Consider the following 14,235-nt stretch of genomic DNA (forward strand, 5'->3'; position numbering starts at 1 on the left):
AATTGCCAGGGGAAAGATCGCAGCCTCGCTTCGCTCGACAGCTCCTACAGGCCCAGCGGAAGCAAGCTCCCTCGCCACAAAAGCCGGGCAGGCCTCAAGCCATCAGGGTTATCAGAGCAGATTAGGCGCCTGCACCGGCTCGATCTGCGCCCAGTGCGACGTGTCTTCGCGGTGCTGCTGCAGATACGGCAACACGGCCCCCAGCAACGGCGCCTTGAACGCCTCCTGGAAACGATGGGCCAGGCCCGGGATCAGCTTCAACTGGCTGCCCTGGATATGCGCCGCCAGATGCACGCCGTGCATCACCGGCAGCAAAGGGTCGGCGGTGCCGTGGACCACCAGCGTCGGCACCCGCAGTTGATTGAGCAGTGCCACCCGACTCGGCTCGGCCATGATCGCCATGATCTGGCGCTTCACGCCTTCGGGGTTGAAGGCCCGGTCATAGGCCACGGCGGCCTGATGCAGCAGCACCTGGCGATCATCCACCACCATCGGGCTGCCCAACGCGGCCAGCAGATCGGCCTGCTGCTGCAGGGCCGCTTCACGATCCGGCGCACTGCGCCGCGACAGCAACTGCACCAGCGCGGCGCTGGGTGCGGGCAAGCCTTCGGCCCCGGAACTGGTCATGATCAGGGTCAGGCTTTCGACCCGCTGCGGCGCCATCGCGGCCATGTGCTGGGCGATCATCCCGCCCATGCTCACGCCCAATACGTGGAAGCTTTGCACCTGCAAGGCGTCCATCAGCCCCAGCCCGTCGTCGGCCATGTCGGTCAAGGTATAAGGCGCGGCCACGGGCAAGCCGAGTTTGTAGCGCAGGGCTTCGAAGGTCAGGTTGGCGCTGCCGGGGGCCTGGCGCCAGGTGGACAGGCCGACGTCGCGGTTGTCGTAGCGAATCACTCGGAAACCCTGCTCGCACAGGGCGACCACCACTTCGTCCGGCCAATGGATCAACTGCCCACCCAGGCCCATCACCAGCAACAACGCCGGATCCGAGGCACGACCAACGCTCTGGTAGGCCAGGCTCACCTGATCCAGATCGACCCGTTGGGTCGCAACATTGATGTCACACCGAGAAGCCGCCATCGACGGCAGGCCGAAAAACAACGCGGCCAGGAAAATGAATACACGCATGAAGAAACACCGAAACGCAGAACCCCAGTAGAGCGCGAGTCTGATGAAGTTTGTTCAAGCGCGCTGCCACAGTTGCGTGACAGTTTGATGAAGATTGCGTAGGAGCTGCCGAAGGCTGCGATCTTTTGACCTTGATCTGCTGTTTTTTTCACTCATGACTCAATTGCCTGGGAAAAGATCGCAGCCTCGCTTCGCTCGACAGCTCCTACGCCAATTGGCTACGCAACTGCCGCGCCGCCGCCACCATGTTCACCAGTGCCGCTTCCGTTTCCGGCCAGCCCCGGGTTTTCAACCCGCAGTCGGGGTTGATCCACAGCCGTTCGGCGGCGATCCGTTTTACCGCCTTGCTCATCAGCGCAACCATCTCGGCCGTGTCCGGCACCCGTGGCGAGTGGATGTCGTAGACACCCGGGCCAATGTCGTTCGGGTAGTCGAACGCCTCGAAAGCCTCCAGCAACTCCATGTCCGAACGCGAGGTCTCGATGGTGATGACATCGGCGTCCATGTCGGCGATGGCCTTGATCACATCATTGAATTCGCTGTAGCACATGTGGGTATGGATCTGGGTTTCATCAGCCACGCCCGACGCGCACAAACGGAACGCGTCAACCGCCCAATCCAGGTACTCCTGCCATTGCCCGCGACGCAGCGGCAACCCTTCGCGGAACGCCGCCTCGTCGATCTGCACAATCTTGATCCCGGCCTTTTCCAGGTCCAGCACTTCGTCGCGCAGGGCCAGGGCCAGTTGTCGGGCCTGGACCTGGCGCGACACGTCTTCGCGGGGGAACGACCACATCAGCATGGTCACGGGACCGGTGAGCATGCCTTTCATGACTTTTTCGGTCAGGCTTTGCGCGTAGCGGATCCAGTCGACGGTCATGGCGTTCGGCCGACTGATGTCGCCATAGATGATCGCCGGTTTCACGCAGCGCGAACCGTAGCTCTGCACCCAACCGAAACGGGTGAAGACGTAACCGTCCAGTTGCTCGGCGAAGTATTCGACCATGTCGTTGCGCTCGGCTTCACCGTGCACCAACACGTCCAGGCCCAGGCGTTCCTGGATCTGCACGGCATGGCGGATCTCGGTGTGCATGGCGTCCTGATAGTCATTGGCCGACAGCTTGCCTTGCTTGTAGGCCTGGCGCGCCAGGCGAATCGCCGGGGTCTGCGGGAAGGAGCCGATGGTGGTGGTGGGAAAGGCCGGCAGTTTCAGACGGGCGCGCTGACGTTCGATGCGTTTGGCAAACGGCGAACGCCGCTGGCTGTCCTGTGGCCCGATTGCCGCCAGGCGCGCCTGGACCGCGGGTTTGTGAATGCGCGCCGAGCTGGCGCGACTGGCCTGCACCACGCGGTTATCGGCCAAGGCCTGCTGCACAGCGGGGGCCTGTGGATCGTTCAGGGCATCGCGCAGCACCGCGACTTCACCACACTTCTGCACGGCAAAGGCGAGCCAGCTCTTGAGTTCCGGATCGAGCTGGTCTTCGCGCTCCAGGTCCACCGGGCTGTGCAGCAGCGAGCACGAGGTGCTGACCCAGAGATTGTCGCCAAAGCGCTCCTGGGCCGGTTGCAATTGCGCCAGCGCCTGTTCCAGTTCGCAGCGCCAGACGTTGCGCCCGTTGACCAGGCCCACCGAGAGAATCTTGTAGGTCGGCAGGCGGTCCAGCACTTGGCCCAGTTGTTCCGGGTCACGTACCGCGTCGATGTGCAAACCGTCCACTGGCAGGCTCACCGCCAGGCCGAGGTTGTCTTGCAGGCCACTGAAATAGGTGGCGACGAGCTTTTTCAATGGCGAGTACTGGAGGATGTGGTAAGCCCGCTCGAAGGCGCTCTTCCAGGCCAGGGGCAGGTCCAGGGTGAGGATCGGTTCGTCGATCTGCACCCATTCCACGCCCTGGGCCTTGAGGCGGTTGAGGATCTCACCGTAGACCGGCAGCAGGCGCTCCAGCAGGTCGAGCTTGTCGAACGCCTCGCCCTTGGCCTTGCCCAGCCACAAGTAGGTCAACGGACCGATGATCACCGGTTTGACCTGATGACCCAAGGCATGGGCCTCGTCCACTTCGTCGAACAACTGTTCCCAGCTCAGGGCGAAGGTCTGGTCGGCGGAAAACTCCGGGACCAGGTAGTGGTAGTTGGTGTCGAACCACTTGGTCAGCTCCTGGGCGTATTGCGCCTGGCCGTGGTCGGCACCGCAGCAACTGGTCGTGGCGCCACGGGCCATGGCGAACAGGGTGTCGAGGGTCGGCCGGCCCTGGGCATTCAAGGTGCTGTGGAAACGCTGTGGCACGGCGCCCAGGGTCAAGGAGTGGCTGAGCACCTGGTCGTACCAGGCAAAGTCGCCGACGGGCAGCAGGTCGATGCCGGCGTCTTTCTGCAATTGCCAGTGCCGGGCCCGCAGTTCGCGACCCACCGCCTGCAACGCGGCCGGGGCCAGGTCGCCCTTCCAGTAGGCTTCGAGGGCTTTTTTCAGTTCGCGGTCGGCGCCGATGCGCGGGAAACCGAGGGTGTGGGCCAGGGCCATGGTGTGCGTCCTCCTGTAAAAGATGGCGCCATTGTCGACAGCAGACCCTGCATGAGACAAACTCAACCTTTTCGTGTTGATCACAAGTTTTACTCATGGAGCAACTCCGGTGCTTGAACTCCGTCACCTCAAGACCCTGCACGCCCTGCGCGAAGCCGACAGCCTGGTCGAAGCCGCCGAACGCCTGCACCTGACCCAGTCCGCCCTCTCCCACCAGTTCAAGGAACTGGAAGAGCGCCTGGGCATGCAGTTGTTCGTGCGCAAGACCAAGCCGGTACGGTTCACCAGCGCCGGCCTGCGCCTGTTGCAACTGGCCGATGCCGCCCTGCCCTTGCTGCGCGGCGCCGAACGGGACATCGCCCGCCTGGCTGGCGGCACCGCCGGACGGCTGCACATGGCCATCGAGTGCCATAGCTGCTTCCAGTGGTTGATGCCAACTATCGACCAGTTCCGCGATGCCTGGCCGGAAGTCGAACTGGACCTGGCCTCGGGCTTCGCCTTCGCACCGCTGCCAGCCCTGGCCCGGGGCGACCTCGACCTGGTGGTGACCTCCGACCCGCTGGAGCTGGCCGGCATCACCTACGTGCCATTGTTCACCTACGAAGCGATGCTCGCCGTGGCCAACCAGCATCGACTGGCGGGCAAGCCCTACATCGTGCCCGAGGACTTGATCAGCGAAACCCTGATCACCTACCCGGTGGAGCGCGACCGGCTGGACATCTTCACCCGTTTCCTGGAACCGGCCGACATCGAACCGGCCCAGGTGCGCACCTCTGAACTGACGGTGATGATGATGCAACTGGTGGCCAGCGGTCGCGGCGTCTGCGGCATGCCGCACTGGGCTCTGCATGAATACAGCTCGCGGGGCTACGTGAAGGCCAAGCGGCTGGGGGAGAAAGGCTTGTTTGCCACGCTGTACGCGGCGGTGCGCACCGACATGCTCGACGCGCCGTACATGCGCGACTTTTTGCTGACGGCCAAGGACACGTCGTTTTCGACATTGGATGGTGTCAGTGCCGTGCGCTGACACCGAGTGGCCCCAGTCGCGAGCAAGCTCGCTCCCACAGGGATTTTTTGGGTGGTATCGACAGTGTCCACAACACAAATCCCCTGTGGGAGCGAGCTTGCTCGCGATGGCGGTGGGTCAGCTTGCGGAGATGTTGAATGTGCAGCCGCTATCGCGAGCAAGCTCGCTCCCACAGGGGAATGGTGGTGGTCTTAGAGTTCAAGCCACATATGGATTTTGTCGTGGTATTCGTCGCCCACGCAGATCGCCATCGGCTCAAGGCCATACAGGACGAAGCCGCAACGCTGGTAGAGCTTGAGCGCCGGCTCGTTGCCGGCGGTGACGGTCAGTTGCACCAGGCGCAGGAAGGGATGGCGCCGGGCTTCGGCGAGGGCGGCTTGGACCAGTTGGTAGCCGAGCCCGCGGTGGCGCTGTTCATCGGCGACGTACATGCCGAACAGCAGCGCCTTGTGTCGGGCTTTTTCCCGAGGCTCCAGGGCCAGGCCGACGATGCCGACCAGCTCTTGCTCGACAAACGCCCCCAACAACACATCGAGCCGGCTGCCCAGGCGTGACTCCCACCAGTTGATAGGCAGCTTGGCCCGCTCGGTGACGCTGGAGGTGAAGGCCTGCGGGTGCAATGCGTATGCCTGGAGCATCAGCTGGCGATACGCCTGGGCATCGCCGGCCCTCAACCGTCGGATGCTCACGCCGAACGCCGTTGCTCAAACATCAGGCGCAACGCCAGCGCACCGAGGACAAACCCCATGAAGTAGCGCTGCGCCGCCAGCCAGGTCGGGTTGTGGACGAACCACGAGGCAATTCCGGCAGCGAACAGGGCGATCAACAGGTTGACGCTGAAACTGACGCTGATCTGGGTCAGCCCGAGGATGATGCTCTGGGTGAACAGCGAACCGTGTTCCGGGCTGATGAACTGCGGGAACACCGACAGATAGAACACCGCGATCTTGGGGTTCAGGGCGCTGGTGAGAAAGCCCATGGTGATCAACTTGCGCGTCGAGTCCGCTGGCAACTGCTGGGCCTCGAAAGGCGAACGCGCGCCCGGCTTGACGGCCTGCCAGGCCAGCCACAACAGGTACAGCGCACCGGCCCATTTCAATACTTCATAGGCCACGGGCACCGCCAGGAACACCGCCGTCAACCCGGCGGCCGCGGCGAACATGTGCACGAAGAACCCCGCCACCACCCCCAGCAGGGAGGTGACGCCGGCCTTGCGGCCCTGGCAGATCGAACGGGAGATCAGGTAGATCATGTTCGGCCCGGGCGTCAGTACCATCAGCAACGCGGCGGCGGCGAAAATCAACAGGTCCGGCAATGGAATCATGAGCATCAGTCCTTGAGGCGTGAATCAGCAGGTAGCGAGAAGTGTCGCTCGATAAAACGGCAGGATCACCTCGCCTGTCAACGGTGCCAGCAAAAGATTGCTGTCGAGGACCGGGTCGATCCAGCACACCTCTTCAATTTCGGCAGCCGGCGAAACCGGGGCGTCGATGCTCAGCAAAAACACCTCGGCCTGCACGGTAAACCCCGGTTCGTTGGCCGCCGGCGCGCTGAACACGCCCAGGTAACGGGCCTGTGCCGGGGCGATCTGCAACCCAAGCTCTTCTTCCAGCTCGCGGGCCAGCGCCTGCACCGGTTGTTCATGGGCCTCGATCTTGCCGCCCGGCTGCATGAAGGCCCGGGTGCCGCGCTTGCGCACCAGCAGGGTTCGCCCGTCCGGCCCGAGCAACAGGGCGGCGGCGATGCGGATGAGGGAGGTGGTCATGGGTGATCGAAGCCTTGGCCGGGAAATGGCGGGGAGATTACAGCGCGTAGGGGTGGGAGCAAAGTCTGGTGCGGGACTAAAAATCAGCGCAGTTTCCCTGTGGTCAGTTTCGACCGATTGGGGTTGGTGTGTATATCCGTTGCTGCGGTCACGGCGACTTAGGGTTCCGCCCTGACGGCGGCTCACTTTTGAGAAGCGCAAAAGTAAGCAAAACGCTCATGCCCCACCACTCGGCACCTCGCTCAGGCTCGGTGTGCCCTCACTCCGGCATTGCTCCGTGGGCCCGCCGCGAAGGGCCATCCATGGCCCAGCGCGGCTACCTCGGCATCCATGCCGAGGTGCCCACTGCGCAACGCCTGCGTTCGGCCAGCGTGGTTAACGGGGCGCCGAGATCAACGTCCACCGCGAGGCGGCCTAGTAGCCGGCCTGGCTCTTGCGGTCGTACACCTCATCAGATCTGTGGGAGCAAAGCTTGCTCGCGAGGCGGCCTTATAGCCGACCTGGTTCTTCCGGTCGTACACCCATCAGATCTGTGGGAGCAAAGCTTGCTCGCGAGGCGGCCTGACAGCCGACCTGGCTCTCCCGGTCGTACCCCGGTCCAATTGTGGAAGCGAGCCTTCTCGCTTCTGCGCGCGGTGTGGTCAAGGTTGTGTATTGACGTTATCCAGCATCCGATTCGCCAATAAAGCGCCCAGCTCGATCAGTTGCTGAATGCCAAGGGCAACATGGCGTCGCGAGCCTTTAAGGTCGAAGGCAAGGTCGCTGACCATGGCATCGGCTGAGGCCAAAGTTTCGCTGAGGTTGGCCAGCAGGCTTTCGGTGTCGACACCGGCCACGACGGTGAACAGTTGACCTGAGGGCTTTTTCTTTTTGGCTTGAGGCTTGGGGTCGAGATAATGGTCGATGGCGCGCTTGGCGGCTTCATCGAGTTCTTGGGGATCGGTTTCGGGGGGATTGGGTGTGGCTTTGAACATAGGGTGACACTCCGTCTACAGGTTGGAGCTGCCACGTTCGTTTCCAAGCGAGGGGTGGCAGCCGTACGCAGGTTGGAAAACCGGGGTAAACGAGCCCGACAGACCCGAAGGTCTCCCGCGCACAGCCGCCATAACGAAAGCATGGTCAAAAAACGACCGCAAGCATACGTCATGAAGGGCGCTTTCGCGCCGTCTACTTATCGGGTTTCCAAGCCCGGCCGCTGAATTTGCAGCGACGGGAAAAGACTAGCGACAGCCCTACCCACCCGGCAACCGCCAGAGCTCGTCGGAAAAATCTGCTGCAACCCGGAGGATTGTCCGACCATTCCCACAATCCTGGTCGGCTGTCAGGCCGCCATCGCGAGCAAGCTCGCTCCCACACAGGTTTTTGGTCGTTTATAAGATCCGTGTCCACCGCCGATCCCTGTGGGAGCCGAGCTTGCTCGCGATAGCGATGGGTCTGCTTGCATCCATGTTGAATGTGCCGCCGCCTTCGCGAGCAGGCTCGCTCCCACAGTTGGATTGAAGTACAGCCGCCAGAGACAGGTCGGCTGTTAGGCCGCCTTCGCGAGCAAGCTCGCTCCCACAATGGGATCGGGGTACGGCCGGAAGAATCAGGTCGGCTGTTAGGCCGCCTCGCGAGCAAGCTTTGCTCCCACAGGGGGAACGCGGTCTCCATCAAGAGCCAGGTCGGCTGTTAGGCCGCCTCGCGGTGGACGTTGATCTCGGGCGCCCCGTTAACCACGATGGCCGAACGCAGGTATTGCGCAGTGGGCACCTCGGCATGGATGCCGAGGTAGCCGCGCTGGGCCATGGATGGCCCTTCGCGGCGGCCCACGGAGCAATGCCGGAGTGAGGGCACACCGAGCCTGAGCGAGGTGCCGAGTGGTGGGGCAAAGCGCTTTTGGTTACTTTTGGCTGGTCCGGCTCCCGGCTCTTCCAAAAGTGACCCGCCGTCAGGGCGGAACCCTAAGCCGCCGTTACCGCAGCAACGGATATGTACCCAATCCAACCCAACCCAACCCAACCCAGACCCCAGTCACCCCAAAATCGGCTTCGGCGCCGTAGGGTCGGCCTGCTCTTCGGGGATCTTGACGAACACGCTATACCGCGCCCCCTCCATCGCTTCGAAGGCAATGAGTTTTTCGATCAACGGCCCGCTCAGGATTTTGCCAGCGTTGAGCAGCAACATGCCGTTGTCGGCATTGAGGTTGCGCGCCAGGATCATCCCCGCGGTCAACTCGCGCGTGGTGGAGACTTGTACCGTCGGGTCCGACAGGGTCACGTCTTCCAGGTATTCGGCACACGCCTTGATGAAATCCTCGATCATATCCGGGTCGTACAGCTTGCCCGCGTACTTGCGGATATAGACCAGCGCTTCGTCGCTGTTCATCTGCCGCTCCAGGATCAACCCGCGCTGCAGCTCGATGAAGTCCACCGCCAGTTTCAACAGCCGCGAACCGAACGGAATGGCCTCGCCCCGAAGGTGCTCGGGGAAACCGCTGCCGTCCCAACGCTCCTGGTGATGGCGAATGATCCGCGCCGCGTCCTTCATCGGGTCCAGGGTCATCAGCAGCGATTCGCTCTGCTTCGGATAGGCCCGATAGAGCTCAAGTTCGTTGTGGTGCAGCAAGTCGGCAGGCGTGACCATCATGTTGTCGGTCCAGCTCAGCTTGCCGATGTTGTAGAGCGCCGCGGCCATGGTCAGGTCGCGGTCGGCGGACTCATCGAGGAAATGCAGCCGGCTATAGACCCTGATCAACTCGATGATCTGCCGGTTGGTCTGCTTGGTCTTGGGCAGGCGCAGGTTGGCGATCAGCGAAAACACTTCGGTGCTGGTCACATAACTGCGCTTGAGCTCGTCATAGGCCAAATCGAGCATGTCGGCGGTCTGCTGCAGCTCGGAGGTGCGCGACGCCACGCGTTTTTCCAGAGTGGCGTTAAGGGTCTTGAGTTGCTGGTTCTGCTCGCGGTTCAGCGCTTCGAGGCGCTGGCGCTCGCTTTCGGAATGCTGGTGGGACAGGGCCTGGCGCAAGGCCTGCACCAGTTCCTCATCGTTCCAGGGCTTGCTGAGGTAGCGATAGAGCTGCCCCTCGTTGATGGCCTTGGTCATCATGTCCACATCGGCATAACCGGTGAGCAGGATGCGCAAGGTCAATGGGTACAGCTTGCGGATTTCGGCCAGCAGCGTGGCGCCATCCATGTTCGGCATGCGCGCATCGGTCATCACCAGGTCGACCGGCCGCTCCTTGAGAATTTCCAAGGCCTTGGCGCCACTGTCGGCCAGCAGAATCTCGTACGGCTGGCTGCGCAATAGCCGACGCAGGCTATTGAGGATCGACTCTTCGTCATCGACCAACAGCACCGCTGGTTTCCTTACCGGAACATCCGGCGATTGATCTTCCATTTGAAACCCCCCTCCTATTCACGACAACCGTTCTACCTTACCCCCGAAATACAGGCTAGTAGATTGCGAACATTTAGACACATTTGCCATCACTGGCCGAGCGTATCCCGATGAGACGACTATGCTGTATCCCATGAAGGGCCAAGTACAGGCCGAATACTCATGCCAGCGAAAGGGATATCAGATGTTCCCAGGGTTCTATAGTCAGCATCAAAGTGGTGCACGGCCATGAGCCTGCCATTGGATAAAACCAATCGGCGGATCCTGATCGTCGACGACACACCGACCATCCATGAGGATTTTCGCAAGATCCTCAGCCCCCAGGCGGACGCCAATGACCATCTGAGCAGCGCCGAAGAAGCACTGTTCGGCTCGCCCGTGGCGGTCTCCGGTACGAGTTTCGTGCTCGATTCGGCGTTCCAGGGGATGGAAGCCCTGAACAAGGTCGAAACGGCACTGGCCCAGAGGCAACCCTTCGCCATGGCGTTCATCGACATGCGCATGCCGCCGGGCTGGGACGGCCTGGAAACCATCGAGCGGCTGTGGCGCGCCGACCCCAAGCTGCAAGTGGCCCTGTGCACCGCTTACTCGGACTATTCCTGGGAGGACATCGCCGACCGTCTTGAGCTGGGCGACCGCCTGCTCATCCTGAAAAAACCCTTCGACGCCATCGAGATCCGCCAGATGGCCTGCACCTTGACCGTCAAATGGCAGATGACCGAAGACGCGGCGCTGAAAATGGACATGCTCGAGCGCGCGGTCGAGGAACGCACCCGCGAACTGGCCGACGCCAACATCATCGTGCAGAACAGCCCGACCATTCTCTATCGCCTGCGGGGCGAGCCACCGTTCGCATTGATGTACATCTCCCACAACATCACCAAGTTCGGCCATTCCGCAGCGCAACTGACCAACTCGCCGGACTGGGCGCAAACCCTGATCCACCCCGACGACCAGGAGAAGGTCCATGAGGCCATGGTCCGCGTCCTGGACCGCGATTCCGCAGGGGCGTCCATCGAGTTCCGCATGCACACCGGCGACGACACGTTCCGCTGGGTGGAGAACCGCTACATTCCGGTGCGCAACGACCATGGCCTGTTGCTGGAAATAGAAGGCATCATCCTCGACATCACCGAACGCAAGCTGGCCGAAGAAAAAATCGCCCTGCTGGCCCGCACCGACGGCCTGACCGGGCTGGCCAACCGCGCCACCATGATCGAGCGCCTGCACCAGGCCTTCGCCGCCGCTCGTCGGGGTGCCGCACCGTTTGCGATGTTCTACCTGGACCTGGACCACTTCAAACGCATCAACGACACCTTGGGCCACCCCATCGGCGACCTGCTGTTGCAGGAGGTCGCCGCTCGCATCAAGGCCTGCACCCGGGAAAACGACGTGGTGGCGCGCCTGGGCGGCGACGAGTTCGCCCTCCTGCAACTGGATGTCCATGAAGCGACCCATTGCGCCGCGTTGGCGGGCAAGGTCCGCGATGCCCTCGTGGCGCCGTATTCCCTGGACGGCAACGATGTGCGGATCTCGGTGAGCATCGGCATCGCCCTGTACACCCCGCAGAGCCTGAGTGCCGACAGCCTGATGGCGCAGTCCGACATGGCCCTGTACCGCTCCAAGGAAAAGGGCCGCAACCAGTACCATTTCCATAACGAGGAAATTAATCAGGAAGTCACCGACCGGGTCGCCCTCGCCAATGACCTGCGCCAAGCCATTGAAAACAACGAACTGCACCTGCACTACCTGCCGGAAGTCGACCTCGGCACCGGCAAGATCCTCGGCATGGGCGTGCAAGTACGCTGGAACCACCCCCAACGTGGCTGGCTGGAACCGGCGGCCTTCATGCCCGCTGCCGAGAAAACCGGGATCATCATTGGCCTGGGGCATTGGGTACTGGACCAGGCTTGCCAACAAATGCGCCAGTGGCGCGACCAGGGCATGGCGCCTCCCGTGATCGCCATCGACCTGTCCCTGACCCAGCTCAAGACCGGGCCGGAACTGATCTACGACGTGCTGCGCACCACCGCGCGCTGGGAACTGGCGCCCTGGGACCTGCGCTTCGACGTCACCGAAGCCACCCTGGCCCAGACCAAGTGGACCCACAACGACGTGCTGCCGCGCCTCTGCGAACTGGGCGTGCAGATCGCCATCGATGATTTCGGCACCGAGTACTCCTCGTTCGATTACCTCAAGACCTACAGGGTCAATCACCTCAAGCTCGCCCAGCGTTTCCTCGACAGCGCCAACGCCGACCCCGAGAACGCCACGACGTTGCGGGCGATCATCAACTTCGCCCGGGACGTGGGCATCGGGATCATTGCCGAGGGTGTCGAGACCCAGGAGCAACGCACCACGCTGATGTCCAGCGGTGGAGCGATGCAGGCCCAGGGGCATTACTTCAGCACCGTGGTCGACAGCGGCCAGGCCGCCGAACTGCTCAAGGCCGGCACCATCATTCCCGCGACAGACCACTGGACCCGACCGGCGAGCCAGCTATCGGAGAGCAATCCATGAACCCCATGTCGGTACCTGCCAACCGGCGAATCCTGGTGGTGGACGACACGCCCGCGATCCACCAGGACTTTCGCAAGATCCTCAGCCCCAGCGCCGGCAGCGATGACTCACTGGACGACACCGAGAGCCTGCTGTTCGGCACCCCGCAGGTCAGCCGGCTGCAATTCCAGATCGACTCGGCCTACCAGGGCGAGGAGGCGCTGGAACTGGTCAAGCGCGCCCAGGCCGAAGGCCAGCCCTATGCGCTGGTGTTCGCCGACATGCGCATGCCACCGGGCTGGGACGGCCTGCAAACCATCGAGGCGCTGTGGGAGGCCGACCCGCGCCTGCAAATCGCCCTGTGCACGGCGTTTTCTGACTATTCCTGGGAAACCATGTCCGAACGGATCGAATTCGACGATCAGTTGCTGATCCTCAAGAAACCCTTCGACACCCTGGAAATCCGCCAGATGGCCAGTGCCATGACCTGGAAATGGCAGCTGGCCCAGGATGCGGCGAGGAAAATGCGCAGCCTGGAACGTACGATCGAAGAGCGCGTCCAGGAATTGCTCAAGGTGTCCCACCTGCTGCAATACGACGTGCTCACCGAGCTGCCCAACAGCATGTTGCTCGGCGATCGGCTGACCCAGGCCATGGCCCAGTGCCGCCGGCACGATCGGCAGCTGGCGGTGATGTTCATCGGCCTGGACCGCTTCAAGCGCATCAATAACGCGCTGGGCCATCCCGTGGGCGATGAAATGCTCAAGCGCGTGGCCCGGGCACTGGCGACCGTGGTGCGCGAATCCGATTCGGTGTTTCGCTACGGTTCCGATGAATTCGTGGTGGTACTGGGAGATGTGGTCGACCCGCAACAGACCAAAGGCGTGGCCGACAAACTGCTGGCGGCCATCAGTTCCCCGCAACCCATCGACGGCCATGACCTGACCGTCACCGCGAGCCTGGGCATCAGCGTGTATCCCTCCGACGGTTTCGACGCCGTGGCGCTGATCAAGAAAGCCGAGACAGCGATGCGTAACGTCAAGGAAACCGGCCCCAACGACTACCGGTTTTTCACCGAAGACATGAACCGCCGGGCCCGTCAGCAACAGACCATCGAATCCGGCCTGCGCCTGGGCCTGCAACGCAAGGAATTCGTGCTGCATTACCAACCCAAGCTCGACCTCAAGAGCGGCAAGGTGGTCGGCGTCGAGGCGCTGGTGCGCTGGAACAGGCCGGATCATGGCCTGGTCTATCCCTCGGATTTCATTCCGGTGGCCGAGGACAGCGGCCTGATCGTTCCGCTGAGCCAATGGGTGTTGCAGGAAGCCTGCCAGCAGGCCTGCCGTTGGCAAGCCCAGGGCATGCGCCCGCTGTACCTGTCGGTGAACGTCTCGGCCATCGATTTTCGCCAGCGCGGCTTCGTCGAAGGCATCGCCCGCACCCTCAAGGAAACCGGCCTGGCTCCGACACAGTTGGAACTGGAGATCACCGAAAGCGTCCTGATGCAGAACGTCGATACCACGGTCGCCATCCTCAAGGCCATCAAGCAGCAGGGGATTCGCCTGGCCATCGACGACTTCGGCACCGGCTATTCGAGCCTGAGCTATTTGCAGAAATTTCCGGTGGATGTGTTGAAGATCGACCAGTCGTTCGTCGGTGACCTGAGCATCGACAGCAACGACGCCAAGCTGGTGAGCACCATCATCAGCCTGGGCAAGAGCCTGAACCTGCACATCATTGCCGAAGGGGTGGAAACCCGTGAGCAGCTTGAGTTTCTCAAACAGCACCACTGCGAGGAGGTCCAGGGTTATTACTTCAGCAAGGCCGTCGAACCTCAGGCCTTCGCCGATTGGATGACCGAGTGGGAAAAACGCCAGAACCCGTTTTCGTGAACACCTGAGTGTTATCAACCAA

General features: G+C 62.3%; 11 protein-coding genes. 3 read left to right on the plus strand and 8 right to left on the minus strand.

Going from position 1 to position 14,235, the window contains the following annotated elements; translation table 11 throughout:
• Positions 1 to 111: 111 nt before the first annotated feature.
• Both LOY50_RS22615 and metE read right to left on the minus strand, forming a co-directional pair.
• The gene (locus LOY50_RS22615) at positions 112 to 1,131 is read right to left on the minus strand and encodes an alpha/beta fold hydrolase (protein WP_214509379.1); all 1,020 of its coding nucleotides are present in this window, start codon (positions 1,129 to 1,131) and stop codon (positions 112 to 114) included.
• Positions 1,132 to 1,336: 205 nt separating this feature from the next.
• Positions 1,337 to 3,649 (minus strand): 5-methyltetrahydropteroyltriglutamate--homocysteine S-methyltransferase, encoded by a 2,313-nt coding sequence (metE, locus tag LOY50_RS22620; protein WP_258689241.1) that lies wholly within the window; start codon positions 3,647 to 3,649, stop codon positions 1,337 to 1,339.
• 109 nt (positions 3,650 to 3,758) lie between these two features.
• On the opposite strand from metE, the gene metR reads away from it, so the two are divergent.
• Positions 3,759 to 4,676, plus strand: coding sequence for a transcriptional regulator MetR (gene metR, locus LOY50_RS22625; protein ID WP_058546066.1), 918 nt, complete (start codon positions 3,759 to 3,761; stop codon positions 4,674 to 4,676).
• 191 nt (positions 4,677 to 4,867) lie between these two features.
• Here metR and LOY50_RS22635 read toward each other — a convergent pair whose 3' ends face one another.
• From LOY50_RS22635 to LOY50_RS22660, 6 genes are all read right to left on the minus strand, one after another.
• Positions 4,868 to 5,365, minus strand: a complete 498-nt coding sequence (locus LOY50_RS22635; protein WP_053181384.1) for a GNAT family N-acetyltransferase — start codon at positions 5,363 to 5,365, stop codon at positions 4,868 to 4,870.
• Positions 5,362 to 6,000: a LysE family translocator gene (locus tag LOY50_RS22640; protein ID WP_013694135.1), complete on the minus strand. Its 639-nt coding sequence runs from the start codon at positions 5,998 to 6,000 to the stop codon at positions 5,362 to 5,364. The genes LOY50_RS22635 and LOY50_RS22640 overlap by 4 nt, the downstream gene beginning before the upstream one ends.
• A 24-nt stretch (positions 6,001 to 6,024) precedes the next feature.
• Positions 6,025 to 6,441: an NUDIX domain-containing protein gene (locus LOY50_RS22645; RefSeq protein ID WP_258689242.1), complete on the minus strand. Its 417-nt coding sequence runs from the start codon at positions 6,439 to 6,441 to the stop codon at positions 6,025 to 6,027.
• A 641-nt stretch (positions 6,442 to 7,082) separates the two neighbouring features.
• Positions 7,083 to 7,415 (minus strand): DUF6124 family protein, encoded by a 333-nt coding sequence (locus tag LOY50_RS22650; protein WP_253477662.1) that lies wholly within the window; start codon positions 7,413 to 7,415, stop codon positions 7,083 to 7,085.
• 697 nt (positions 7,416 to 8,112) lie between these two features.
• A complete protein-coding gene (locus tag LOY50_RS22655) occupies positions 8,113 to 8,253 on the minus strand; it encodes a hypothetical protein (RefSeq protein WP_253478745.1) in 141 nt (46 codons plus the stop codon).
• Positions 8,254 to 8,454: 201 nt separating this feature from the next.
• Positions 8,455 to 9,822, minus strand: coding sequence for an HD domain-containing phosphohydrolase (locus LOY50_RS22660; RefSeq protein WP_258689243.1), 1,368 nt, complete (start codon positions 9,820 to 9,822; stop codon positions 8,455 to 8,457).
• Between the two features lie 228 nt (positions 9,823 to 10,050).
• On the opposite strand from LOY50_RS22660, the gene LOY50_RS22665 reads away from it, so the two are divergent.
• Together LOY50_RS22665 and LOY50_RS22670 are read left to right on the plus strand one after the other, a co-directional pair.
• Positions 10,051 to 12,342 (plus strand): EAL domain-containing protein, encoded by a 2,292-nt coding sequence (locus LOY50_RS22665; protein ID WP_258689244.1) that lies wholly within the window; start codon positions 10,051 to 10,053, stop codon positions 12,340 to 12,342.
• Positions 12,339 to 14,213 carry a bifunctional diguanylate cyclase/phosphodiesterase gene (locus LOY50_RS22670; RefSeq protein WP_258689245.1) on the plus strand — a complete coding sequence of 625 codons (1,875 nt, stop codon included), beginning with the start codon at positions 12,339 to 12,341 and terminating at the stop codon, positions 14,211 to 14,213. The genes LOY50_RS22665 and LOY50_RS22670 overlap by 4 nt, the downstream gene beginning before the upstream one ends.
• The last annotated feature ends 22 nt before the right edge of the window (positions 14,214 to 14,235 follow it).

The organism is Pseudomonas sp. B21-010 (assembly GCF_024749325.1).
Classification (GTDB): domain Bacteria; phylum Pseudomonadota; class Gammaproteobacteria; order Pseudomonadales; family Pseudomonadaceae; genus Aquipseudomonas; species Aquipseudomonas kilonensis.